Genomic DNA, 24,248 nt, shown 5'->3' on the forward strand with positions numbered 1-24,248 from the left:
GATTAACGCGTGACGTTCAACAATAACTTGGGTGACTATTCAGATCGCGGCTCTAGCGGTGGCTCCGGTGGCGGATCGAACTTCGGCCGCGGCGGCGGAGGAGGCGGAGGCAACTTCCTCATGGCGATGCTGTTTAGCAGCATCGGCCGGCGCTTCGGCATCCCCGGCATTCTCATCGCCGGTGTGGCTGTGTTCTTCTTCAGTGGCGGATTCGGTGCGCTCACTGGCAGCAACGACCACGCCAACCACCAGGCGCAGAATTCTGCCAATCACCAAGGTGGCACCCAGGTCGGACGCGGCGGCGATTTCGCTCATTGCCGTACGGCACAGGATGCCAATAACAATGACGACTGCCGACTTCTGGCCACTGGTGTATCCCTCGACAACTTCTGGTCGCAGGCACTGCCCCAGGAGGCTGGTATCCAATACACCAAGCCACAGCTCGTAATCGCTGAGGGAAACGTATCGACCGGGTGCGGCTCGTCCAACATCTCCCAGACCGGACCGTTCTATTGCCCACGCGATGAGACGGTGTACATGTCCGTACCGTTCTTCGATCAGCTCAAGCAAATGGGCGGATCCGACGGCTCGTTCTCACAGATGTATGTGACCGCCCACGAGTTCGGCCACCACATCCAGGACCTGCAGGGAACGTTGGGGCTTTCCGATTACAACAATCCCGGTGCTGACTCCAACGCCGTCAAGCTCGAGCTGCAAGCGGACTGCTACGCGGGCCTGTGGGCAGCACACGCAGACAAGGGACAGAACGCGGTACTCGAACCCCTGACCCAGGAGCAGGTCGAGCAGGCCATCCAAACAGCGCAGTCCATCGGTGACGACGCGATCCAGAAGTCTGCGGGCCAGAAGGTGAACCCCGATAACTGGACGCACGGTTCCGCCAAGCAGCGCGTCGACTGGTTCGTGCGCGGCTACCAGGGCGGTACCATGAAGTCCTGCGCTCAGGACTTCAACCGCTAAAACCAGCGGTCTAGAAACGAGAAAAACCCGCGGTTCGCACCGAAGCCGAAGAGCCCGCCAAGGAGACCACCGAGAGCTGCCCCGCCGAGGAATGCTCCGATGATTCCACCGATCACTGCCGCGCGGGCAGGCCGCGGCAGGGAGGTGATGGAATCCCAGGCAGATTGCACGCTGCCCGTCACACCACCGGTTGAGCCGCCGTTCGAACCGCCACCGGTGCCGCCACTACCACCGCTGCCACTGCTTCCACCCGTGCCCGGCTGACCCGGCTGGCCGGTATCCCCACCATTGCCATTGCCGCCACTGCCGCCGTCACCGTGACCGTCACCGCCGTCACTGCCCTGCGCAGTAGGCGCCGTCAACCCCACCTTGATGGGGTCATGGTCGGAGCTGCGGAACACATCCGGGGCATAGAAATCCACCACGTTGTAGTTGCGCCGCGAGTATTCAAAGCTCGTCGCCTCGTCCGAGTTGATGTCCCACACGTCGGCACCGGTCACCAGCTTCATGGCGGCCGCGTTGCCCAGAACGTGATCGAGGGACCCCACGCGCCCGGCGTACTGATACGAACTTCCGGCGTCGAACCTATCCTCCACGTTGCTAAACCCAGCATCTTCGAGCACCCGCAGGGCGTCTTCCCTCGCGTAGGAGTTGAGGTCACCCATGACGAACTGCGGCAGCTCGGCCCAGTCCTTCTGCTCCTTCAGCCACTGCGTCAGCTGTACGGACATTTCCTTGCGCAGCCGGGCATTATTGCCTTGGCCATCGCCCGTGTCGGCATCCCCGCGGGCCACCGAGCCCTTGGACTTGAAGTGGTTGACGACCGCCACCATGCGCCCTGCTCCGGCGACCTGGAACTCTTGAGCGAGCGGCTGCCGCGCGATGTCGGTGAATGCCTCGTGGTCGAGGATGCGCGACTCGCCCACCGGGCTGAGCTTGTCCGGGTTGTAGATAAACGCGGTACGGATCACGTCCTCCGAACCCGGCAAGGACGCCGGGCTTGGCACGTACTTCCAGTTGCCCCCTGCGGCGTTGAGGGCATCCACGAGGTTGCGCAGGGAAGCGTCCCTATCGTGACCGAATTTCGCGGAGTTCTCGATCTCCTCCAGGCCCAGCACGGACACGTTGAGGGTGTTGATCGCGCGCACGATCTTGGCCTGCTGGTCGTGGAAGGCCTGCTCCGTGTAGGCACCACGGACGGTGCAGTAGTCGGTGGTCACAGGGTTGCCGTCGCGGTCGCGGTACGCCTTACACCCCGGCTCGTCCTTGCCCAGGTCCGTGAAGTAGTTGAGCACGTTGAAGCTCGCCAGGGACAGGTCTCCGCCCACGTTTTCCGGTCCGTTGACTTCCGCCGGTCGGCTATCCGCCCACTCAATGGGTAGCGCTCCCCTGCCGGTCGCCCCAGTGATCTCGCCGGTGGGCTGCAGCCCCCATTTGTCGAAGTTGAAGCTCAGCACCGCGGGCTGCTGGAAGTGGACCACGTCGCCGGTGCGCAGGGACTTGATCCCCTCGGCCGAGCTCAAGTACGGCAGGGGCACGTCCTTGGCCTGGTCACTGGTGAAGTAGTTGCGCGTTGAGCCGTCGTCGAGAGTGATGACCTGGCGCTTGTTGTTCTCCTCGTACGCCACCGCGTCCGGTCCGGGGGCCACCATCTGGGTGGCCTGGTAGAGCGGCTTGTCCCCTGCGACTAGGTCTACCGAGCCGTAGCTGGACAGCTCGTAGTTGTTGGTCACGGTGTAGTCGCCGGACGGTTGGAACAGCATGTGCTCGTTGGCTTCGCGCTGCGCCGGATCGGTGGGGATGGCATCGGTGATCGGCCGGGGTTTCTCACCGCAATCGACCGCCGGGTTGTCGGATTCCTTTATGGTCGACGCCGCCAGCTGCGTGGATGTCTTGAACTCTCCCACCTTTCCGGTGACCACAACGCACTTGTCCAGGGCGGAGGGGTGCTGATCGCGGGAGTAGATGAAGATCGCCTGGGAGGCCTGCCCTGCCGCGCGGGCTGCAGTGCCGGTTCCGCCCATTTGGATGACGAATCCGTTGAGGCCGCCTTCGGGGTAGTTGGCGGTGACCCAGCCGGTTGTTGTGACGGTCTTGTCGAGGAGCGGCGAGGCGTCACCAGTGCCCTGGATCGCGTCGATGGGAGTCTTGTCCCCTGGGGTTGGGTCAGTGGGGTTTCCGGGGTCTGTGCCGCCGTCCCCTCCATCGCCGCCCGGGTTGCTGGGCTGCGTGGTGGCGTCGCCCCCAGTGAATTGGGGCGATGGGAGACCCTTGGTGAAGTCCGCCGCGTTGTCATCGCTGTCAGTACCGGCCGCGTTGCGCGAGACGGAGTCGGCGTTGGAGGTGCCCGGTGCCGATGCGCCCTCGGCGACCTTGGTGCTGCCATAGCCGACGATGTCCACGGCAGCGGAGCCTTCGGCCCAAGTGTCGGTGTTGTTGGTGAGCACGATCGAACCGCTGGAGCCGCTCATGGCAAGGGAGTCGGCCTGCAGGTCAGAGTTGAAGGAGGTGGAGCCGCCGCTGCCCTTCGCGCCCTGGATGAGGTAGTGTCCACCAGCCGCGATGGAACCGGTGAGGGGAATGGTGTGGTTGGCTTGGGTGGCCTTCGATGAGAGGTACTGGACTGCCCAACCGTCGAGGGAGATCGGCGCCGAGGTGGGGTTGTACAGTTCGACAAAGTCGTTTGTCAGCTCAGCGCCCTTGTTTCCACCGCCGCCGTAGACCTCGCTGATGACGACGTTGTCTGCGGCGGGCGTGGCGTAGGCGGTGGGAACGACCGTGGCGCAGAGGGTCACGGCAGAAATGCTGAGAACGGTGGTGGCGGCGCGGGACAGCTGCGCGCGGGAATGCAGGGGCATGGGGTTCCTTGGGGTGGGAGGGAGACGGTGGAACGGTGAATCGCGAGGTTTCTGGGGGTTAGCGCTGGATCATCCGCTGGAGCCACGCGGGCAGGAAGCCGTGGTCGCGGGCCCACGTAAACAGACCGAGGGCTGCAATGGCGGACAGTGCACCGCCGAACAGGAGGTTCCACACGGTCTGGCGGGCCTGGTCCGGGGACTGACTGGAGCCGATGACATCCCAGTTGATGCCGCCGGTGCTGCCAGTGCTACCGGTACCGCCACCGGGGTTGTTGCCGCCGTTACCGCCGCCTTCACCGGTTCCGCCGGTGACCTTGATCGGCATCTCGAAGTCGGTGCCGTTGTCCGTGCGCACGCGCATGAGGGTCGCCCCAGCTGGGACGGTGGCCTCGAGGCGGGCCTGGCCGGTTTCGTTGTTGTTGTCCGTGATGGTGTTATCGACCGGGGCGCTCACCGGCTCGGTCCACTTCACAGCATCTCCGGCGTTTCCAACCCCCGCCTGCGGGGTGCCGAACTCGACCGTGGCGGTCTTAGCTTGGGGCTCGCCAGGGGTCGTATAGCTCAGGGAACTCAGATCCACGGTGATCCTCTGCCCGCCCGGAAGCTCCGTGGCCGCGACGGTGGCATCGCCCTTGCGGAATGTCACACCCACGCTGGTCTGGTTGGTGCGCGGCTGCACGTCGCCGTTGGCGGCGAGGTACTGGTTGAAGGCATCCACATCAACGATGCCGGTATCCCGGATCGTATTGGCGCCCGAGGCCGTGTTGAAGCCGGTGTAGCCATCACCCTCGTTGAGGAGGAAGGTGCTGCCAGCCACCCGGTAGGTCTTCGCGGGGTCAATGGGCTGGCCATTGACATAGACCGCGGTGACCTTCGAGCCAATGGGAGCGGTCGGATCGTAGGAGTACTGCACGTTCTTGGACAGCCCAAGGATGAGGGTCGGCCGCCCACCGTTAGACTCGCGCCACTGCTGCTCGAGAACCTTGGTGAACTCCGCGCCAGTGATGTCCACGGTGGCCAGGGTGTTGTTGAACGGCTGTACCGCGTACGCCTCGGAGAACGTGACATCGCCCTTCTCCAGGTCGGCGCGCACGCCGCCAGCGTTCATGACACCGATCTCAGCGTTAAGGTCGGTGCCCGCGTTGACTGACTCCAGGGTGGCATCCGCCAGCAGCGAGTTCAGCGTGGATTCGGTGCCACGGTTGCTTCCGCTGCCACCGGTGGCATTGGAGCCACGGTAGAAATCGTTACTGAGGGTGGCCACGACCTTCTGTCCCTCGGCCTCCGCGGCCTGCTTGGCGGCGCTGACGATCCGTGCCACCTCAGGGTTGGCCTTATCGCCACACGCCGCGGCCATCTCGGCGGCGGTGTGGTTGGCCGTGGTGACGCTGACGACCTTCTTGTCGGCCTTGTCATACACCACGTCAATATCGGCCAAAGCGTTGCCGTAGTTTCCGGGCTGCACCACGGGAGGCTGGCCCGGCTCGTTGCGCTGCTTGTGGGTGTGGCCAGCAATGACCGCGTCCACGTCCTTGGTGAAACCAGTGGGCTCCACGCCCTCGTGCACAAGGCCGATCACCACGTCGGCCTTGCCATCGTTCTTCAGGGCAGCAGCCTGGGCATTGACGGCGGCGATGGGCTCGCTAAAGGTGATGCCAGGGATGCCTGCTGGGCTCACCAGTGTGTTCGTGGTGTCGGTGATGGCACCCACGTAAGCTATGCGGACCCCGTCGCGTTCCACGATCGTGGTCGGGGCGATGTCCGCTCCCTGCATGTTTGCCGACAGGTAGGGGAACTTCGCGAGCTTGTCTCCATGCACACCGACGCGGCCATTGAGATCATTCCAGCCCTTATCGAGCTCGTGGTTTCCTACCGCCGAAGCGTCGAGCCCCATGGCGTTGAGCACCTCGATGGTCGGCTTGTCCTGCAGGATGGACGATTCGAAGGCCGAACCACCGATGTTGTCTCCGGCGGACACGAAGCTGGTGTTGGGGTTGGCGGCGCGCTCGTTGTCGATGTAGCACGACAGGGCGTTGGCGCCGATCTCCGCGACCGAGCCATCACGGCCCTTGGTCTGTGAGATGTGTCCGTGGAAGTCCGTGATACCGAGAATATTGATCGTGGTCTGATCCGCTTCGGCCGCCGATGCGGGGACTGCGAAACCGGGCACAGCCAGGGTCGGCGTGATGACGAGAGCCAAGGCGGCTCGGGACAGGCGACGAGACATAGGGTGAACTCCTCCATAAGTGAAACGACTAGGTGGAGCTAACCAGTTAGGTTCACGCCTGTCAGTGCAGAGTTCGGCCTCCCGCAGAGACGTCTTGGGGCTTTTACGTTCCGGTAGCGAAGTGTTCGCCGGGCGTTAACCGTTGATACCCCCGTGCGGGGTGCAACGAGTGCCCGCCCGGGCAGACCCGCAGCCTGGCGTGCCGGGCGGATAGCGGGCTCGCAATAGAACTACTGGCCCAGGCGGCTCTGCAATTCGCCAACTACCGAGGTGATATCAACATCGGTTTGATCGTGCGCTTGCAGATCCTTCACGGCAATCGTGCCGTTGTTCAGCTCGGATTCGCCGAGGACCAACGCATACAGCGCACCGGCCCGGTCGGCACCCTTCATCGCACCCTTGAGTCCACGATCGCCGTAGGACATGTCGGCGGACACCCCGGCCTGGCGCAGGTCATTGATGACCTTCGCCATCCTGGCCTTGGCCTGGGCTCCTAGTGCGACGCCATACACGTCTACCCTGCGCCCGGACGAGGCCTGCAGCTTCTCGGCTTCCAAGGCCAGCAGGGCGCGGTCGACGCCCAACCCGAAGCCCACACCCGACAGATCCTGACCGCCGAGCTGCTTCATGAGGCCGTCGTAGCGACCGCCGCCACCGATGCCGGACTGTGCGCCCAGGCCATCGTGGACGAACTCGAAACAGGTCTTCGTGTAGTAATCGAGACCACGCACCATGCGGGGGTTGATCGTGTATTCCACGCCCAAGTCATCGAGCAGCCCCGTGACGGTCTCGAAGTGTTCGCGGGAACTGTCGCTCAAGTTGTCCACCATCAGCGGGGCATCGGCAAGCATCTCCTGCATCTCGGCGCGCTTGTCATCGAGCACGCGCAAGGGGTTGATAGTGGCTCGGTGCTGTGTTTCTTCATCCAACGGCAGCGTGCGCAGGAAATCCTGCAGCTTCTGCCGGTAGGCCGGCCGATCATCCCAATCGCCAAGGCTGGTCAGCTCGAGACGGAAGCCGGTGAGTCCCAGCGAGCGGAAGCAGCGATCAGCCAGCGCAACGACCTCGGCATCCAGCGCCGGGTCATCCACACCGATGGCCTCCACGCCGACCTGCTGCAGCTGACGATAACGACCCGCCTGTGGGCGCTCGTAACGGAAGAACGGGCCGCTGTAGGCCAACTTCACGGGCAACTGGCCACGATCCAAATTGTGTTCATTAACCGCGCGGATAACGCCAGCGGTTCCCTCGGGGCGCAGCGTGACGGAGCGGCCGCCGCGATCTTCGAAGGTGTACATCTCCTTGCTCACGATGTCGGTGGATTCACCCACACCGCGCGCGTACAACGCCGTCTCTTCAAAGACGGGAAGCTCGATGTGCTCATACCCCGCAGTGTGTGCAGCGCCGATGAAAGCGTTGCGCACCGCGAAGAACTCCGCCGATGTCGGCGGCACGTAGTCCGGCACGCCCTTGGGCGCGCTCAGAGCCTTAAACTTCTTCTGGGTCGTTTCACTGCTATTCACAGTGAACAACCTTAGCTACTGCACAGCGTGCAAGAAGGAATTGGTGCGCTTTTCCGTCCCCATGGTCGTCTGCGGGCCGTGACCGGGCAGCACCACGTCATCATCCGCAAACTCCGCAGTGATCTTCTTCAACGTCAACAGCATGTCCTCCGGGGAACAGCCGGGAAGATCCGTCCGGCCTACTCCCCCACGGAACAGCACATCGCCGCCGATAATCAGGCCGCCAACGCGCAGCATCACATGCCCCGGTGAATGCCCTGGTGTGTGGTGCACGTCGAAAGTCACTCCCCCAATCTCCACGGTGTCCTCCAGATCACGGATGTCTTCCGGCTGCACCATGTTCGCCACGTCGAACAGTTCGGAAAACGGAGAGCCCTCAAGCGACTCCTCCAGGAAGAACCGATCGAGCGGGTGAACATAGACCGGAACGCCCAAGGCACCGGCGTCTCGAATGTGATCGATGTGGCCATGGGTGAGCACCACCGAGTCCACGGTGAAGTTGTACTCGTCGGCCAGCTCATCGATGACAGCCTTGGCGCCCATTCCCGGATCGATGACTACGGCTCGACCCGCAGGTTGGCCTGCCGCGACACCCGCCGTAACACCCTCCTTGACACCCTCAGCGGAATTCGAGGATGAATCCCCCGAGATGGCGTCGGGCGACGAACGATCAATGAGGACATAGCAGTTGGTATCCAACGGGCCGGCAGCGAAACCAAGAATGTCCGTGGTTGCGGGCAAGCCGGGAAAAACCGACTCTGGATTCGAAGAGCTCTGTGGAGTGTTCATAGCTACCGAGACTAGCCAAGGATCAACCAACGTGGCCGTAATCGCCGGAATGGCTGCAGGGGTGCGCCGACATGGAATGTTTGTAAGGCATAATGGTGGGCGTGTCTGACAAGCCTGAGAAAACCTATCCCAACAAAGATCGCCGCGACGCTGCTCTCGACGATCTGGAAAAGTCACTGAAGTCCCGCGAGCGCAAGGCCAAGGCCGCGCCGCTCGGAGTCATTGTGGCCACGCTCCTTGTCCTCGTGGTTCTGGTCGGCGGCATCTGGTACGCCGCGACGTACCAGCCGGATCAGGACAACACCGCCGACTCGAGCGACCAGCAGACCAGTGAACCGCAGACCCAGAACGCGGCCCTGCCCGCCGGACCACTCAAGCCCTATGGCCAGACGGTCAACTGTGAGTTCAAGGCAGACGGCGAAGCCGCCAAGCCCGTGAACGCCCCGGATGGCAAGGACGTTCCTGCCACCGGCACCGAAAACGTCACCCTGAAGACGAACGACGGCGATATTGGGCTCACGCTGGAGAACTCCAAGTCCCCCTGCGCAACGTTCTCCTTCGAGCACCTGGTCAAGGCCGGCTACTACAACAACACGGTGTGCCACCGCTCCGTGAAGTCCTCGTCCATGACGATCCTGCAGTGCGGTGACCCGACCGGTAACGGCACCGGCGGCCCCGGCTACAGTTTCCCAGACGAGTACCCCACCAACGGTGTGGAAGGCGATGCCGTCAACCAGCCCGTGACCTACCCCCGCGGCACCCTGGCCATGGCGAACTCCGGTGAGAACACGAACGGATCGCAGTTCTTCCTCGTCACCGGTGATACCACCCTGCCGCCGAAGTACAGCATCTTCGGCACCATCTCCGAGTCCGGTCTGCAGACCCTGGACAAGATCTTGGAGAAGGCACCGGAAGGCGACGGTAAGCCCAGCGAGACCGTCACCATCGAGTCGGCACAGATGAACTAACCGCCCGTGGTGACGCGATACACGTCGAAGACTCCTTCGACGTTGCGCAGCTGGTTCATCGTGTAACCGAGCTGCTTCGTATCCGACACCTCGAAGGTAAAACGAATCACTGCCACGCGGTCCTGCGAGGTGTGGGAGTTCGTCGCCACGATCGGCACCTTCTGCTCAGAGACGACCCGAGTCACCTCGGAGAGCAACCCATTGCGGTCGAGCCCTTCGATCTGGATCGTCACCGTAAACACAGCGTTGGTAAAGCTGCTGGCCCACGAGACCTCGATGATCCGCTGCGGCTCCTGATGCAGCTTCTCCGAGTTCGTGCAGTCCACGCGGTGCACGGACACCCCGCCGCCGCGAGTAATGAAGCCGAAGATCTGGTCCCCCGGCACCGGCGTGCAACACTTGGCCAGCTTCGCGGAGAAATCCGCCTCACCCTGCACGAGAATGCCGGAGCCATCGCCGCGGCCCTCCTGCGGAGTCCGGGCGTTGCGTGAGACCCGCGAAACCACCGGCGAGCTGGTGACAACCGAGTCCTCGGTCTCCTCTTCCTCGCCGAAGTGCTCCATGAGCAGGTGGGTCACGTGGCCAGCGGTGACGTCATTTCGGCCGATCGCCGCGTACAACGCATCGACATCCGCGTACCGCAGCTCCGAGGCAATAGCCCGCATGGAATCGTGGGTGAGCAACCGGTGCATGGCCACGCCACCGCGTTGCACTTCGGCTGCCAGCAGGTCGCGGCCCTTGTCCACCGCTTCCTCGCGGCGTTCCTTGGCGAACCACTGGCGAATCTTCGACTTAGCGCGCGGGGAAACCACGAACTTGGCCCAATCCTGGGACGGACCCGCGGACTGATCCTTCGACGTGAAGATCTCTACCTTGTCGCCGGTCTTGAGCTGAGATTCCAGCGCCACGAGTTTGCCGTTAACCTTCGCGCCGATACACCTGTGCCCCACTTCCGTGTGCACGGCGTAGGCGAAGTCCACCGGCGTGGCGCCCGTTGGCAGCGTGATCGCGTCGCCCTTCGGGGTGAACACGAAAATCTGGTTCGTGGACAGGTCGTAGCGCAGCGAGTCCAGGAACTCGTTGGGATCGGCGGCTTCCTTCTGCCAGTCCAGCAGCTGGCGCATCCACGCCATCTGGTCGACTTCCTGATTGTCGCCACCGTGCGTGCCGCGCGTTTCCTTGTATCGCCAGTGCGCCGCAATGCCGAATTCGGCGTTGTGGTGCATCTCATGGGTGCGAATTTGCACCTCGAGGGGCTTGGCATCCGGTCCGATGACGGTGGTGTGCAGCGACTGGTACACGCCGAACCGCGGGGAGGAAATATAGTCCTTGAACCGGCCCGGCATGGGCTGGTACAACGTGTGGATCGCGCCCACGGCGGCGTAGCAGTCTTTGACCGTGTCCACGAGAATGCGCACGCCCACGAGGTCAAAGATCTCGTCGAAGTCGCGGCCACGGACGATCATCTTCTGGTAGATCGACCAGTAGTGCTTCGGGCGGCCAACCACCTCGGCGTGCACCGAGGACCGCGACATCGACAGCTCAATTTCCTGCTTCACCCGCGCGAGGTATTGATCGCGTTTCGGCGCCCGATCGGCCACCAGCCGCACGATTTCCTCGTACTTCTTGGGGTACAGGATGGCGAAGGCGAGGTCTTCGAGTTCCCACTTGACCGTGGCCATGCCGAGGCGGTGAGCCAGCGGCGCAATGACCTCGAGGGTCTCGCGGGCTTTCTTTGCCTGCTTCTCCGGCGGCAGGAAGCGCATGGTGCGCATGTTGTGCAGGCGGTCAGAGACCTTGATAACGAGCACGCGTGGATCGTTGGCCATCGCCACGATCATCTTGCGGATGGTTTCGGCTTCGGCTGCGGACCCGAGCACGACCTTGTCCAGCTTCGTCACACCATCAACGAGGCGCGCGACCTCTTCTCCGAAGTCCCGGGTGAGATCGTCGAGGCTGTAGTCGGTGTCCTCCACCGTGTCGTGCAGGAGCGCCGCCACCAGCGTGGTGGTATCCATGCCGATTTCTGCCGCGATCGTCGCCACTGCCAGCGGGTGCGTGATGTACGGCTCGCCGGATTTTCGGGTGACGCCATCATGCAGTCGCTCGGCCGTGGCATACGCTCGGTTGAGCAGTTCCAGATCCGCCCGGGGGTGGTAGCGGCGGTGAATAGTGATCAGGGGGCCCAACACGGGGTTGATCTTGGGCTTGGCCGTGCCGGTGAGGCTGCGCGCGATGCGCGCGGCCATCCACAGCGATCCTTTATCGTTCGTCATGACCTATCGGCCCTCTCCCTGGTGGGCCACAACGTAGAGCGGCAGGTCTTTAAACAGGTCGCGTCCGTTGAGCCCCTCAACTTCTAGGACCACGGCCAGGCCGCTCACTGTGGCTCCGGCCTTCTCCAGCAACGACCGGGAAGCCTGCAGGGTTCCGCCGGTGGCGAGCACGTCATCGATGAGGAACACCTTCTTGCCGCGCAGCGGAATCGAATCATCGGCGGGGATCTCCAGCGCGGCGGAGCCGTACTCGAGGTCGTACTCCACCCGGTGCACCGGTGGGGGCAGCTTGCCGCCCTTACGCACTGCCAAGATTCCGATTCCGAGTTCGTAGGCCACTGCGCTGCCCAACAAGAATCCGCGCGCGTCGAGCCCGCCGATGAAGTCCACATCGTCGGCGCGGCAGTGGTCAGCAAGGTCGCGCACCACGGCTCGGAACGCGATCGGATCGGCAAGGACGGGAGTGAGGTCCTCGAAGATGATCCCCTGACTTGGGAAATCCGGAACCACGCGGATAAGCGAGCGGATGGCCTCAGCTGCGTTGGGCGTCGTGGGAGTGTCTCCTGCGGGTGGTGTCAACAGTCGGTCCTCTAAGAAGTCAGAGTTGTGGGCGTTCGTCGTGTACGCACTGCGTAGTTTATTTCGTGGATTATTACGCGGGTGGGTCTTACTTTAGCGCTCCCCCGCAGTTGCGGGGGTAAACACTGCCCCAGCCCTAGGCAGGATTGCCAGCACCTGGGGGCGGCGAGGAGGGCTGGGTCGGCGAGTCGGACGGCTGCTGGCTCGGTTGGTCCTCGTGGATCGTGGCAGCCTGTTCGTCCCACCTATCCATGTTCCAGCTGACTCCACCGTCACCGGCATTGTCGATGACATTGTGGACGTGCTCCTCCACGGCGATGGTGCGGGGCTCGGTCACCAGTGGAATGGTGATGGCCTCGGTGGCCAGCTGGGCCTCGGCAGCACGGATGTCCTTGAGCTGAGAACCAACGTTGGCGTTGGTCGTGGAGTTGCGGCCGAAGGAACTACGGGTGTCCAGCATCATGTCGTAGTCCACGCCCAAGCTGCCGAAGTTCTCTGGAGTCACCGGCACGCCCTCCACCGTCACGCCAGCTGCGCGACAGGATTCAGCGATGCTGTCGACGATGATCTTGTAGCGAGCCGTAGCCTCCAAGTAGCCAATTCGAACCGTGGCGCCTTGCAGCAAGCCTTTGAACCCTTCAATGTCCACCTTGGAGTTGGTGTCGTTGATGTCCTGCAGCTGCGAGGCGAGCGGGTGGGTCGGCTGCACCACGCGCAGGCCGGTGGGATGCACATTGGCGCCGGAGAACTTCTTTAGGGCCTCGGCAATGGCATTGCGATCCACGCAACCGTTGAAGGCATGCCGCTGAGCTGGCGTGGAAAGCGGCCCGGCAGGGGCCACGCGCAGAGTATCCACTCGCGAGGAATCCAGAGTGGTGGTCACGTAATCCGGTTCGGTCAGTCCAAGCTCAGTGGGCTTCTCGTCCAGGTCCAGGTCAGCCACGGCAACCTGGTTGTTCTCCACGAGCTTCTTGATGTCCACAGTGTTTGGCCACACGTGGATCGGTGATTGGGCAGGCTTCACACCTTTCCATTCTGGATTGGTGTCGAAGACAAGATCTCCCTCCTCACCGCGGGCGGAGATCCGGTATGGCCCGCTGGTGGGCACCGTCGAGGGATCAGTCTCTGCCGTTGTGAACGTCTTCTGCCACGCCTCGCCGAGTGCCGCCAGCTGGGTTGTGTTCCCACTGCGAATCGCGGCAACAACGTCGGGGATCTCGGCCTTTTCGCCTACTGTGTGCGAGGGAAGAACGGTACCTGCCGAAAACAACTCCCGGTATCGATCGCCAAAGCCGTTGTTGAAGTGCACCGAGAAGGTCTTGGAGCCCGCGGTGCAGTCAATGCTTTGTACTTGCGAGAACAGCGGCATGTCCGCGCCGAATAGATCGGTGTGCGCACTCGCCGTCTGGGTGAGCAAAAAGTCGTCGCACACCACAGGCTTGCCATCCGAGTAGGTGGCCTTGTCATTGATGACGTAATCGACCTGCTTGGTGTCCTGTGGTGATCGCGTGGCGGTCACGAGATCCGGGTTGGGAAGCAGTTGCTGGTCGGGGCCTGCGATAAACGCTCCCGGGTAGAGTCGCGCTGACAGCTTCACTGCGTCCGTCGCAACCCCCAGCGCGGTTCCCGCGTTCGTTGTCACGATCTCCTCGGGGAGGATGTAGCCAAACTCTTTCGGCATCGCCTGCTCTGCGTTCTCCTCGCTGGAGCAGGCCACAACTCCCGCCCCCAATACGAGTGCACCCAGGGTTGCTACCGCTGCTTTCGCCTTGTTCACGATCGACCGCCTCACATACCCGGGCGCCACGACTGTCCAGCAACACCATGACCCGGCTCATCGTGCTGCGGAGCCTGCGGCACGGCGGAGTTGGGGCTGGCCACCGATTTCTTTTTGTCCGACGCCACCGTGGCGGCGTCGCCACTCGACGAAGCGGGAGTGACGGTCTCTGTGTGGTCGGAGGCGGCCTCGGCGTCGTGCTCTTCGTCTTCAGCGAGCTGGCGGGCACGCATGACGCGCTGCTCGTGATCGCGGTACTTCCTGCGCCGGGTCTTGAGCGAGACCAGGAAGGGAGACGCGAAGAAGATAGAGCTGAAGGTACCGGCGATCACGCCGATGAACTGCACCAGGGCGAGGTCCTTGAGCGTGCCCACGCCCATGATCCAGACCGCGACGATGAGCAGCGACGCGATCGGCACAGCCGAGAACAGCGAGGTGTTGATGGAGCGCATGATCGTCTGGTTGACGGCGAGGTTCGTTTGTTCCTCGTAGGTGGCTCGGGTCGAATTGAACAACCCTGCCGTGTTCTCTTGGATCTTATCGAAAACAACCACGGTGTCGTAGAGCGAATACGCGAGGATCGTCAGCAGGCCGATGACCGTTGCCGGGGAGACCTGGAATCCGACGAGGGCGTAAATGCCAGCCACGACAGTGAGGTCGATTGCCAGACAGGCGATGGCTGCCAGTGCCATGTCGCGTTCCAGCCGGATGGCAATGTAGGCGAACACGACGACGAGGAAGACGCCGAGTGCTAGCAGCATCCGCTGGGTGATGGTGCTACCCCACGACTCGGAGACGGTGGAGTCACTAATCGCGTCCGGAGTGACTTCGCCTGCGCCGTTGGTCGGTTTGTATGCCTTGTAAAGGGCGGCGCGGGCTTCCTGGATCTGCTGCTCGTTGAGGCGCGACGAGGTGATCTCGATGCTCTTTGCATCGCCGGAGCCGACCGTCTGCGTGGCCTGGGGTTCCACTCCCGTGGCTTCCTGGAAGGTCTCGGCGACGCTGGAGGTCGTAGCACCGTTGGACGGCGGCATGGAGATCTTCGTGCCGCCCTCGAAGTCGATGCCGAGGGAGAAGCCGCGGATGAGGATGGCAGCGAGGCACACGACGAGCACGCCGATGAGGACGGTGTACCATCGCTTGCGGTTTTGGACGATCTTGAAATCGCCATCGCCGTTGTAGACCTTGGCCCAGAAGCCTTCCTTGGGCTGCGCTGCCTCTGAACCGGCGGTGCTGGATGTGTTCGCGGTATTCGCGGTATTCGCGGTGTTGGCGCTCATTAGTTCTTCTCCTCCCCGGAAGCGGCGGGGTGCGTGGAATCCGTGGCGTCCGTGGCTTCGGTGGCATGTGTAGCGCCCGCACTGACGGCACGCTGATTCTTGCCATAGGCGCGGTCTGCCGCGCGGAAGGCGGAACCGAGGCCGTTGATCTTCGGGTTAGCGAAGCCCTTGCGTCGAGACAGCAAGATCACCAGCGGAGCGGACACGAGGAAGGCAACGACCAGGTCGAAGAAGGTCGTCAGTCCCAGGGTGAAGGCAAATCCCTTCACGTCGCCCACAGCGAGGAAGTACAGAATCACTGCGGCGATGAGCGACACGATGTTACCGGTGACGATGGTGGAGCGGGCACGCTTCCACGCCCGCGGCACGGCCGATCGGAAGCTGAAGCCGTTCCGAATTTCATCCTTGATGCGTTCGAAGTAGATGACGAACGAGTCTGCGGTGGTGCCCAGGCCGATGATGAGGCCAGCGATACCGGCGAGATCCAGGGAGTAACCGATCCACCGCCCCAGCAGGACAATCGAACCGTACACCAAGCTGAAGGCCGCGATGAGCGAGAAGATCGCCACGAAGCCAAGCCCGCGGTAGTACGCCAGCGCGTACAGGGAGACGAGAACCAGGCCGACAATGCCGGCAATCACACCGGCCTTCAGCGACGCAGCGCCGAGGGTCGGCGAAATCGTCGTGGCGGTTCCACCGGTTTCACCGTTTTCGCCAACGAAGCTCAACGGCAGCGCACCGTAGCGCAGATTGTTGGCGAGATCCTTGGCCTGCTGGTCGGTGAAGTTGCCCGTGATCTGGGTGGTCTCACCCGGAGGCGTGGGGCTTTGGATGCGGGGTGCGGAGATCACCTCGGAGTCCAGGGTGATCGCCACCTGGCGGTTCATCATCTCCTGTCCGAACTTGAACCAGGTTTCGCCACCGGGGGTGGCTTCACCGGTCTTAAAGCGGAAGGTGATGGACATTTGCTGATTGTTAGGATCAAGTCCGCCAGTGATGGGCGAATCGGTGTCGATCATTTCGCCGGTGAGGCGCTGGCCGCCCGGCTTGTCCTGCTGCCCCACCAGCAGCGGAGCGGGACCCAACACCATGGGCCCCTGCTCGGAGCACGCCACAAGTGGCTTCGCTGGGTCATCTGCACCAGCCAGCGGGTCGGGGCTTCCGCAATTGAGAAGCGTGGCTGCGGCGAACTGCTTATCCGGGTTATCGCTCTGGCGATCCGCCTTGAGGATCTTGACCTGCTCATCGCGGCGGGCCTGCTCCTCAATGGAGTCCTTGGGCTTGGCGGGTGCGGTAGCGGTGACGGTCAGTTCCTTGGGCGGATCCTTGATACCCATCTGCGGCAGTGCCTCGGCGACTTTCTTGAGACGATCGTTGGCATCCTGGGGGCTGATGATTCCCGCCTTGACCCACTGATTGGCCATGTCCTCGGCCACCTTCGGGAAGGCGTCCGTCGTGGGGCTCGGCCCAAGAACGGGGCGGAACAACAGCTGCGAGGTACGGCCAATGGCCCGAGCCTGCGCGGCATCCTCGCCGGGAACCGTGATGACCAGGTCGTTGCCGTCGATGACCACCGAGGCACCGGTGACACCCATGCCGTTCACTCGGCGCTCCAGGATGTCGCGAGCCTGGTTCAGCTGGTCCTTGGTGGGTTCCTGTCCCTGTGGGACGAGGGTTACTCGGGTACCGCCCTGCAGGTCGATACCAAGCCGGGGTGCGAAAGACTTATTGCCCGTGAACATGATGAGTCCAAGGACGACAAGGAAGATGACGAAAAATAGGGCAAGTGCGCGCTTGGGCCAGGCAAACTGTCCTGCTTGACCTGCGCGTCTACTCTTTTGTGCCACAGCTGTACTCCTGGGGCGATCGAGCAATGATCGATAGATCTATGCGAATAGCTGACCTAGTGATCGTAGCGGGTGGGGTGGAAACTGAAAAGAAAGGCATAAGAAAAGACCGCCGGACCACGAGTGTGTGGTACCGACGATCATGCCCCACTACTGAGACTTGGTTTCGCCCTCGTTGAAGGGGTGCTCGTCGTCGAAGGGATTCTTCGGCGCGGACTGATCTGCAGCGCTTTCGTTCTGTCCACGCTGGAGGGTCTCAGCCTGGGCAGAGCCAGCGTCTACCGCATCGACGGTTTCGAAGATCGCAGCCTTGTCCCAGGTGGTGACGATGCCTCGGGCAACTTCCAGATCCACGGTAGTCTCGCCCACGTTGGCTACGCGGCCGTGCACACCGGAGGTGGTCTTCACGACCATGCCAGGTTGGACGGAGTCCTGGAACTCGCGCAGTTGGCGCATCCGCTGGTTCTGCTTACGCATCTGGAACAGCGGCAGACCAACGAACACAAGGATGATCAGGAGAACAAAGATAATTTCCATATTGTTCAGTGTGCCATAGTTTCTCTCGCCGGCCCGAAGCGGGTGCTAGACCGCAGACGACGACTCAGTTTCCGATCGTCCCCTCGGGTGGTTCCAGACCGAGATGCCGCCACGCCGCTGCCGTGGCCACCCGTCCACGCGGTGTCCGCGAGATCATCCCGGCACGCACCAGGTACGGCTCGCAGACTTCCTCGACCGTGGACGGCTCCTCACCGACCGCGAGGGCGAGGGTGTTCACACCTACCGGCCCTCCCCCATGTCCCTTAACCAGCGCTCCCAGGACGGCGCGGTCGAGCCGGTCCAGTCCGGCCTCGTCGACGTCGAACACCACGAGTGCAGCCCGCGCTACATCGAGCGTAATGCGACCATCAGCATTAACGTCTGCGAAGTCGCGCACGCGCCGCAGCAGCCGGTTGGCGATGCGGGGTGTGCCGCGCGACCGAGAGGCGACCTCCACTGCTGCGTCGTGGGTGATATCGACGGACAGAATTCCCGCCGCGCGGGTGACCACTTTTGTGAGGTCCTCAACGTCGTAGAACTCCATCTGCGCGGTAAAGCCGAATCGGTCGCGCAGCGGTCCGGTGAGCATGCCAGCGCGCGTCGTAGCGCCCACCAGAGTGAACGGTGCAATGTCGATCGGGATGGAGGTGGCGCCCGGCCCCTTGCCCACAATCACGTCGATGCGGAAGTCCTCCATCGCCATGTACAGCATCTCCTCCGCAGGCCGAGCCATGCGGTGGATCTCGTCGATGAACAGCACCTCCCCTTCCATGAGGTTGGAGAGCATCGCGGCGAGGTCGCCCGCGCGCTCCAGCGCCGGGCCGGACGTCATGCGCAACGACGTGCCCAGTTCTTGTGCGATGATCATTGCCATCGTCGTCTTGCCCAAACCGGGAGGCCCGGCGAGCAGCACATGGTCGGGGGCGACGCCACGAGAACGCGCACCACCCAGCACCAAATCGAGTTGCTGGCGCACCTTGGGCTGACCGATGAACTCCGTCAGCGACTTTGGTCGCAGTGACGTCTCAACGTCCTGATCCCCCGGCAGCGGGGTGGAGCTCAGATCCGCATTGACCGCAGGGCTCTGCGGGATCTCGAACTCTGTGCGCTCAACATCGGACATGGTGTTTTCTGCCTTGATCCTTCCTCGTGGACTGGGGTGTTACTACCGTTATGGCTACTGTCACTCTAGCGACACTCTATCGGCTGACCTTTCACTATGCCGTTTGCCGGGGCGACTGTCGCGAGTTGTTACCGTTGCCCCCCGAGATAGTTGAGGGTCGCCCGCAGCAACGATGACGATTCTGCGGCGCGGTTCTCCGGCCACTGCTGTAGTACCGCCTGCACCGCACGGGTGGCCTTGGTCTCTGGAAAGCCGAGCCCCATGAGCGCTTCCGCGACTTGGTCTTGCACATCAGTATTCGGCAGCTGTAGTTGAGCGGCTCCCGCCTCGGGCTCGTTTCCCGTCGAACCGGTCGGAACCTCGGGCACCTTTCCCTTGAGATCCACGGCCATGCGCTCGGCCAAGCGCTTGCCCACACCGGGTGCCTTCTGCAGGGCTTTGGAGTCACCGGAGCTCACCGCAGCGTAGAGCGCCTCGGGGGTGAGCACAGACATGATCGCCAAAGCCACGCGGGCACCCACCCCGGACACTGTCTGCAGCACGGCGAATGTGGAGCGCTCCTCGGGGCGCGCAAACGCATACAGAGTATGGGAGTCTTCTCGCACAACAAGTGTGGTGTAGACAAATGCTTCCTCGCCACGGGGCAGCCCGGCGATGGTCTCGGCGGTGCCCAGGCAGTGGTACCCCACGCCGGCGCATTCAATGTCAACGTAGTCGGGGCCTTTATCAATGACTGTGCCTCGCAGCGAGCTAATCATCGTTGTCCTTTCACAAGTTGGTTCATCGGTGCCCTCCAGCAGTGACACACGGCTAGGGCGAGTGCGTCGGCTGCGTCTGCGGGCTTGGGTGCCTCAGACAATCCCAGGATCCTGGTGATCATCTTCGTCATCTGTGGCTTATCTGCGCGACCATTCCCGCTAATGGACTTCTTGACTTCACTCGGGGTGTACATGTGCACGTCGATGCCTCGGCGGGCCGCGGCCAGCATGAGCACACCGGATGCGTGAGCCGTGTTCATGACGGTTGACACATTGGATCGTTCGAAAACGCGCTCCAGAGCAACAACCTGCGGCTGATAGTCATCCATCCATTCCTCAACGGCATTGGATAGTCGCAGCAACCGCTTGGGCAAGTCTTCGTCCGCTGGGGTGCGGGCCACCCCCACCGCCACGGGGATCACGGATCGCCCTCGACCGGCCTGAACCACGGACAGGCCGCATCGGGTTAGGCCGGGGTCGATTCCCATCACCCGCAGCCCCTCCAATGATCGAGGCCCGGTAGTCCGCTGGTCACTGCAGTCTCGTTGTTCCCGGTGCGTCATAGTAGTGACAATTTAGCACACATGTTCCAAGGTGCTCAGCGTGAAACCCCAACTAGGCCAGATTCCCTGCGGTGATATACCTTTGTCCCTATGACTCCCCGCACCCTGTATTCCCGCATCGCGCTCGCTGAGATGATCACCTGGGCCCTGCTGATCGGTTCGATGGTCCTCAAATACACCAATGTCACCGATGTGGCGACCCGCATTGCGGGCGGTATTCACGGCTTCACGTTCCTGTGCTTCTGCGTGATCACGGTCATGCTCTGGGTCAATAACAAGTGGCCTGCGGGTCGGGGCGTGCTCGGGCTGCTCAGCTCCATCATTCCCTTTGCCACGTTGCCATTCGAAAAGTCCACCGAGGCAACCGGCCTATTGCGTGGACCGTGGCGATTCTATGGCCCGGCAGCCGAGACTCCTAAGACTTTCCCAGAGCGTGTACTTTCCCTCATCGTCAACCGCCCGGTCCTCGCAGCCATCATTGTCATCGTCGGCGTGACCGTTGTCTTCCTCATCTTGCTGTCCCTCGGCAACCCCGTGGAATGGTTCAAGAACTAGACACAGCTAGATAGAACGACATCAAGGCCCTCAGCTACGATCACCGTGGCTGAGGGCCTTCCTTTTGATTCTTTGCGACGAATCTAGCTATCCAGCTGCGCCATGACCTCGTCGGAGACATCCATGTTGGTGAAGACGTTCTGCACGTCGTCGGATTCCTCCAGTGCGTCAATGAGGTTAAACACCTTCTTGGCGGTGGTCACGTCCGCCGGCACCTCCATGGAGGCACGGAAATCGGGCTCGATCGAGTCGTAGTCGATTTCGGCTTCCTTGAGTGCATCGCGCACCGCGTTCATATCGGAAGAACCGCACACGACTTCGAACTTCTCACCAAGGTCGTTGACTTCCTCCGCACCCGCGTCGAGCACTGCCATGAGCAGGTCGTCCTCGGTGAGGTCGCCCTTGTCCACGATGGCCACGCCCTTGCGGGTGAACATGTACGCCACGGAACCGGCATCCGCCATGTTGCCGCCGTTCTTGTTCATCGCGGTACGCACGTCGGTTGCAGCGCGATTGCGGTTATCAGTCAGGCACTCGATGAGCATGGCCACGCCACCGGCACCGTAGCCTTCGTACATGATGGTTTCCCAGTCAGCACCGCCGGCTTCTTCGCCGGAGCCACGCTTGCGGGCGCGCTCGATGTTGTCGTTGGGAACGGACGACTTCTTGGCCTTGGTGATCGCATCCTGCAGCGTGGGGTTCGCGGTGGGGTCACCACCACCGGTGCGGGCTGCGACCTCGATGTTCTTCACAAGCTTGGCGAATTCCTTGCCGCGCTTGGCATCGTTGGCAGCCTTCTTGTGCTTGGTAGTTGCCCATTTAGAGTGGCCGGACATAGTCCTCTTTCGTGGTTGGAGTTCTATTCGTCGTTAATAAGTGTCTAGTTTAGCGGTTGTCTATCATGCGCAGAAAATATTCGTGCACGCGATCGTCCTCGGTGAGCTCCGGGTGGAAGCTGCAGCCGAGCACGTGGCCTTGCCGCACCGCCACGATCGTGTCATCGGGCAATTGGGAGACGACCTCTACCCCATCGCCGACCCTCTCGACCCGCGGCGCGCGGATGAACACCGCATCGACGGGCGTGTCGATGTCGCCGAATGGCAGGGTCGTTTCGAAAGAATCTACTTGACGCCCAAACGCGTTCCTGCGCACCGCAACGTCAAGGACCGCCAAGCTTTTCGCGTCCGGGCGGGTGTCCAGCACCTCCGTGGCCAGCATAATGAGCCCCGCGCACGTTCCAAATGTGGGCAGCCCACCGGAGATGGCCTCGCGCAGCGGATCGAGCATTCCGCCGATTTCCAGGAGCTTGGACATGGTGGTGGATTCGCCGCCGGGGAGGATGAGGCCGTCGAGGCCCTCAAGGTGTTGCGGGCGGCGCACCACCCGGGCCTCGTGCCCGAGCCGTTCGATGGTGGCGCAGTGCTCCGCGAACCCGCCCTGCACGGCCATCACACCGATGACGAGGGGCTGGGTGGACTGTTGAGTGTCAGCCATGTCTGCTTTTCTGCCGCTTTCTTCCGTCTACTTCTGTCTAGTGCTGTCTAGTGCTGTCTAGTGCTGCCTAGTTCTACTTACTTCTTCTGCCCGAGCTGCCGGTCCTTCAGCGGGATGTTTTGCGCCCCATCGCGCAGGGTGCGGGTCAACCCCTCTTGGGTGACAACCGCAACGAGGTCGCCGCTCTGGTTGAAGATTCTGCCGTGGGTCAGCGAGCGCCCTGCGTGGGCCGACGGTGAAATCTGGTCGTAGAGCAACCATTCGTCAGCGCGGAAGGGGCGCAAAAACCACATTGCGTGGTCCAGGCTGGCCTCCTGCACCTTCTGATCCCGATGCGGCACGAGTGCGGAAGACAGCAGCGTCATGTCCGACATGTAGGCCAGGGTGCAGACATGCAACATTTCGTCATCGGGCAGGCGATGCTTCGTGCGGAACCACACCACCTGCTGGGATGCGGTGTACTTGTTGTGTTCGTACTGATCCGGCGGCACGATGCGGACGTCCCAGTCAGCCCATTCCTCTTCAAAGGCGTGGAAGACTGGGGTGGCGTCGCGACCAGCAGGAGCGACATCCTCGGGCGGTGGCACCTCGCGGATAAGGTCGGAATGCTCGGGGCCGACATCGTCGCGGATGTGGAAGCTAGCCTGCATCACGAAGATCGCCTTGCCGTTCTGCACGGCTTTTACGGATCGCGAGACGAAGGACCGGCCGTCGCGGACCCGATCGACGAGGAAGACCGTGGGAATGTCCGGGTTGCCGGGCGCCACGAAGTAACCATGAAGCGAGTGCACCATGAACTCCGGGCCCACCGTCTTGGTCGCGGCCACCAGCGTTTGCGCGGCGACCTGTCCGCCGTAGGTGCGGGCCAGCTGCGAGGGGATCTCGCGACCGCGGAAGATGTCGCGGTCGATGTGCTCGAGGTCGAGGACGTCGAGGATCCTGAGCTTGGCGCCGGAGTTGCCTTCCACCATTGTTACCTTCCTTACTGTCCCTACTAGGTCCCTAACTGGTTCCTTATTGCTTACCGATTGCTTCCCGAGAAACGTATGCCCTAGGCCGGTGAGGACTCTCACCAGCCTAGGGCTACCGCATCAGCTCTGTCAGCTCACTTCTTACCAGCCGCGCTCAGCGAGGCGGTGCGGCTGCGGGATCTCGTCGACGTTGATGCCCACCATGGCCTCGCCGAGACCACGGGAGACGTTGGCGATCGTCTCCGGATCGTCGTAGTGCTGCGTTGCCTGAACGATGGCGCGGGCGCGCTGCTCGGGGTTGCCGGACTTGAAGATGCCGGAGCCCACGAACACGCCCTCGGCGCCGAGCTGCATCATCATCGCAGCATCGGCCGGGGTGGCGATGCCACCGGCGGTGAACAGCACGACCGGAAGCTTGCCCTTGGCCGCAACCTCGCGGACTAGCTCGAACGGGGCCTGCAGTTCCTTGGCCGCGACGTACAGCTCGTCCTCAGCCATGGAGCTCAGGCGGTTGATCTCAGCGCGGATGGTGCGCATGTGGGTGACGGCGTTGGACACGTCACCGGTGCCGGCCTCTCCCTTGGAGCGGATCATGGCCGCGCCCTCGTTGATTCGGCGCAGCGCCTCGCCCAGGTTGGTAGCCCCACAGACGAACGGCACGGTGAAGCCGAACTTGTCGATGTGGTTCTTGTAGTCGGCAGGGCTCAGCACCTCGGACTCGTCGATGAAATCGACGCCCAAAGACTGCAACACCTGAGCCTCCACGAAGTGACCAATGCGTGCCTTGGCCATAACGGGGATGGAGACGGCGTTGATAATTCCCTCGATCATGTCCGGATCGGACATGCGCGACACGCCGCCCTGGGCACGGATATCTGCTGGCACGCGCTCCAAGGCCATCACTGCGGTAGCACCTGCGTCCTCGGCGATCTTCGCCTGCTCAGGGGTGACCACGTCCATGATCACGCCGCCCTTAAGCATGTCGGCCAAACCGCGCTTGACGCGACCGGTGCCGGTGTTAGACGCGTTGTTTTCGCTCGTCACGTTTCTTCAACTTCCCGTCTTCTAGGGGTATAAACCACTTCATCGTTTATGACGTGGACTAGTCTAACCTGTCTACTGCCAGGAACAGCTATTGGGGCTGC

General features: G+C 62.5%; 20 protein-coding genes. 3 read left to right on the forward strand and 17 right to left on the reverse strand.

The features are described from left to right. Positions 1 to 9 precede the first annotated feature (9 nt). Positions 10 to 978: a KPN_02809 family neutral zinc metallopeptidase gene (gene ypfJ / locus LA343_RS07710; RefSeq protein WP_025402760.1), complete on the forward strand. Its 969-nt coding sequence runs from the start codon at positions 10 to 12 to the stop codon at positions 976 to 978. On the opposite strand, the gene LA343_RS07715 is transcribed toward ypfJ, so the two are convergent. The 4 genes from LA343_RS07715 to LA343_RS07730 form a co-directional block, all read right to left on the reverse strand. After that, a complete protein-coding gene (locus LA343_RS07715; RefSeq protein ID WP_081737315.1) occupies positions 975 to 3,836 on the reverse strand; it encodes an ExeM/NucH family extracellular endonuclease in 2,862 nt (953 codons plus the stop codon). The two genes, ypfJ and LA343_RS07715, sit on opposite strands and share 4 nt — an antisense overlap. Positions 3,837 to 3,894: 58 nt before the next feature. Then, on the reverse strand, positions 3,895 to 6,063 hold the full coding sequence (locus LA343_RS07720) for a bifunctional metallophosphatase/5'-nucleotidase (RefSeq protein ID WP_025402762.1): 2,169 nt from the start codon (positions 6,061 to 6,063) through the stop codon (positions 3,895 to 3,897). Between the two features lie 230 nt (positions 6,064 to 6,293). Then, positions 6,294 to 7,586 carry a histidine--tRNA ligase gene (gene hisS / locus LA343_RS07725; RefSeq protein WP_025402763.1) on the reverse strand — a complete coding sequence of 431 codons (1,293 nt, stop codon included), beginning with the start codon at positions 7,584 to 7,586 and terminating at the stop codon, positions 6,294 to 6,296. A gap of 15 nt (positions 7,587 to 7,601) precedes the next feature. Further along, positions 7,602 to 8,375 carry an MBL fold metallo-hydrolase gene (locus LA343_RS07730; RefSeq protein ID WP_025402764.1) on the reverse strand — a complete coding sequence of 258 codons (774 nt, stop codon included), beginning with the start codon at positions 8,373 to 8,375 and terminating at the stop codon, positions 7,602 to 7,604. Between the two features lie 92 nt (positions 8,376 to 8,467). Here LA343_RS07730 and LA343_RS07735 point away from each other — a divergent pair, with 92 nt between their 5' ends. Continuing rightward, positions 8,468 to 9,343 (forward strand): peptidylprolyl isomerase, encoded by an 876-nt coding sequence (locus tag LA343_RS07735; RefSeq protein ID WP_039910917.1) that lies wholly within the window; start codon positions 8,468 to 8,470, stop codon positions 9,341 to 9,343. Here the strand turns inward: LA343_RS07735 and LA343_RS07740 are convergent. From LA343_RS07740 to ruvC, 9 genes are all read right to left on the reverse strand, one after another. After that, positions 9,340 to 11,619 (reverse strand): RelA/SpoT family protein, encoded by a 2,280-nt coding sequence (locus LA343_RS07740; RefSeq protein WP_025402766.1) that lies wholly within the window; start codon positions 11,617 to 11,619, stop codon positions 9,340 to 9,342. The two genes, LA343_RS07735 and LA343_RS07740, sit on opposite strands and share 4 nt — an antisense overlap. A gap of 3 nt (positions 11,620 to 11,622) precedes the next feature. Beyond that, positions 11,623 to 12,198, reverse strand: coding sequence for an adenine phosphoribosyltransferase (locus tag LA343_RS07745; RefSeq protein ID WP_025402767.1), 576 nt, complete (start codon positions 12,196 to 12,198; stop codon positions 11,623 to 11,625). Positions 12,199 to 12,334: 136 nt separating this feature from the next. Continuing rightward, positions 12,335 to 13,975 carry an ABC transporter substrate-binding protein gene (locus tag LA343_RS07750; protein WP_081737416.1) on the reverse strand — a complete coding sequence of 547 codons (1,641 nt, stop codon included), beginning with the start codon at positions 13,973 to 13,975 and terminating at the stop codon, positions 12,335 to 12,337. An 11-nt stretch (positions 13,976 to 13,986) separates the two neighbouring features. Next, the gene (gene secF, locus LA343_RS07755) at positions 13,987 to 15,255 is read right to left on the reverse strand and encodes a protein translocase subunit SecF (protein WP_025402769.1); all 1,269 of its coding nucleotides are present in this window, start codon (positions 15,253 to 15,255) and stop codon (positions 13,987 to 13,989) included. Further along, the gene (gene secD / locus LA343_RS07760) at positions 15,255 to 17,102 is read right to left on the reverse strand and encodes a protein translocase subunit SecD (RefSeq protein ID WP_025402770.1); all 1,848 of its coding nucleotides are present in this window, start codon (positions 17,100 to 17,102) and stop codon (positions 15,255 to 15,257) included. The genes secF and secD overlap by 1 nt, the downstream gene beginning before the upstream one ends. Positions 17,103 to 17,252: 150 nt before the next feature. Next, complete coding sequence (gene yajC, locus LA343_RS07765) at positions 17,253 to 17,639, reverse strand: preprotein translocase subunit YajC (RefSeq protein WP_025402771.1); 387 nt, start codon at positions 17,637 to 17,639, stop codon at positions 17,253 to 17,255. Positions 17,640 to 17,703: 64 nt separating this feature from the next. Beyond that, positions 17,704 to 18,762: a Holliday junction branch migration DNA helicase RuvB gene (gene ruvB, locus LA343_RS07770; RefSeq protein WP_025402772.1), complete on the reverse strand. Its 1,059-nt coding sequence runs from the start codon at positions 18,760 to 18,762 to the stop codon at positions 17,704 to 17,706. Between the two features lie 128 nt (positions 18,763 to 18,890). Continuing rightward, the gene (gene ruvA / locus LA343_RS07775; RefSeq protein WP_025402773.1) at positions 18,891 to 19,520 is read right to left on the reverse strand and encodes a Holliday junction branch migration protein RuvA; all 630 of its coding nucleotides are present in this window, start codon (positions 19,518 to 19,520) and stop codon (positions 18,891 to 18,893) included. Further along, complete coding sequence (gene ruvC / locus LA343_RS07780; RefSeq protein WP_081737317.1) at positions 19,517 to 20,083, reverse strand: crossover junction endodeoxyribonuclease RuvC; 567 nt, start codon at positions 20,081 to 20,083, stop codon at positions 19,517 to 19,519. Before ruvC ends, ruvA begins: the two co-directional genes overlap by 4 nt. Positions 20,084 to 20,173: 90 nt before the next feature. On the opposite strand from ruvC, the gene LA343_RS07785 reads away from it, so the two are divergent. After that, complete coding sequence (locus LA343_RS07785; RefSeq protein WP_025402775.1) at positions 20,174 to 20,638, forward strand: DUF3817 domain-containing protein; 465 nt, start codon at positions 20,174 to 20,176, stop codon at positions 20,636 to 20,638. An 83-nt stretch (positions 20,639 to 20,721) separates the two neighbouring features. On the opposite strand, the gene LA343_RS07790 is transcribed toward LA343_RS07785, so the two are convergent. The 4 genes from LA343_RS07790 to pdxS all read right to left on the reverse strand — a co-directional run bounded on the left by LA343_RS07790 (position 20,722) and on the right by pdxS (position 24,147). Beyond that, positions 20,722 to 21,474 carry a YebC/PmpR family DNA-binding transcriptional regulator gene (locus tag LA343_RS07790; RefSeq protein WP_025402776.1) on the reverse strand — a complete coding sequence of 251 codons (753 nt, stop codon included), beginning with the start codon at positions 21,472 to 21,474 and terminating at the stop codon, positions 20,722 to 20,724. Positions 21,475 to 21,523: 49 nt separating this feature from the next. Then, entirely contained in the window at positions 21,524 to 22,132 is a 609-nt protein-coding gene (pdxT, locus tag LA343_RS07795) for a pyridoxal 5'-phosphate synthase glutaminase subunit PdxT (RefSeq protein ID WP_025402777.1), read from the reverse strand. Between the two features lie 77 nt (positions 22,133 to 22,209). Continuing rightward, positions 22,210 to 23,103 carry an acyl-CoA thioesterase gene (locus LA343_RS07800; RefSeq protein WP_025402778.1) on the reverse strand — a complete coding sequence of 298 codons (894 nt, stop codon included), beginning with the start codon at positions 23,101 to 23,103 and terminating at the stop codon, positions 22,210 to 22,212. A 141-nt stretch (positions 23,104 to 23,244) separates the two neighbouring features. Then, the gene (gene pdxS / locus LA343_RS07805; protein WP_025402779.1) at positions 23,245 to 24,147 is read right to left on the reverse strand and encodes a pyridoxal 5'-phosphate synthase lyase subunit PdxS; all 903 of its coding nucleotides are present in this window, start codon (positions 24,145 to 24,147) and stop codon (positions 23,245 to 23,247) included. Positions 24,148 to 24,248 lie beyond the last annotated feature (101 nt).

It is taken from the genome of Corynebacterium falsenii, from assembly GCF_020099275.1.
GTDB lineage: Bacteria > Actinomycetota > Actinomycetes > Mycobacteriales > Mycobacteriaceae > Corynebacterium > Corynebacterium falsenii.

Bases quoted from the DNA above. Each gene is read 5' to 3' on its own strand.
- LA343_RS07715 (WP_081737315.1), bottom strand. From the start codon at position 3,836: ATGCCCCTGCATTCCCGCGCGCAGCTGTCCCGCGCCGCCACCACCGTT.
- LA343_RS07720 (WP_025402762.1), bottom strand. From the start codon at position 6,063: ATGTCTCGTCGCCTGTCCCGAGCCGCCTTGGCTCTCGTCATCACGCCG.
- LA343_RS07730 (WP_025402764.1), bottom strand. From the start codon at position 8,375: ATGAACACTCCACAGAGCTCTTCGAATCCAGAGTCGGTTTTTCCCGGC.
- LA343_RS07735 (WP_039910917.1), top strand. From the start codon at position 8,468: ATGGTGGGCGTGTCTGACAAGCCTGAGAAAACCTATCCCAACAAAGAT.
- LA343_RS07740 (WP_025402766.1), bottom strand. From the start codon at position 11,619: ATGACGAACGATAAAGGATCGCTGTGGATGGCCGCGCGCATCGCGCGC.
- secF (WP_025402769.1), bottom strand. From the start codon at position 15,255: ATGAGCGCCAACACCGCGAATACCGCGAATACCGCGAACACATCCAGC.
- yajC (WP_025402771.1), bottom strand. From the start codon at position 17,639: ATGGAAATTATCTTTGTTCTCCTGATCATCCTTGTGTTCGTTGGTCTG.
- ruvB (WP_025402772.1), bottom strand. From the start codon at position 18,762: ATGTCCGATGTTGAGCGCACAGAGTTCGAGATCCCGCAGAGCCCTGCG.
- ruvA (WP_025402773.1), bottom strand. From the start codon at position 19,520: ATGATTAGCTCGCTGCGAGGCACAGTCATTGATAAAGGCCCCGACTAC.
- ruvC (WP_081737317.1), bottom strand. From the start codon at position 20,083: ATGACGCACCGGGAACAACGAGACTGCAGTGACCAGCGGACTACCGGG.
- LA343_RS07785 (WP_025402775.1), top strand. From the start codon at position 20,174: ATGACTCCCCGCACCCTGTATTCCCGCATCGCGCTCGCTGAGATGATC.
- LA343_RS07790 (WP_025402776.1), bottom strand. From the start codon at position 21,474: ATGTCCGGCCACTCTAAATGGGCAACTACCAAGCACAAGAAGGCTGCC.
- pdxT (WP_025402777.1), bottom strand. From the start codon at position 22,132: ATGGCTGACACTCAACAGTCCACCCAGCCCCTCGTCATCGGTGTGATG.
- LA343_RS07800 (WP_025402778.1), bottom strand. From the start codon at position 23,103: ATGGTGGAAGGCAACTCCGGCGCCAAGCTCAGGATCCTCGACGTCCTC.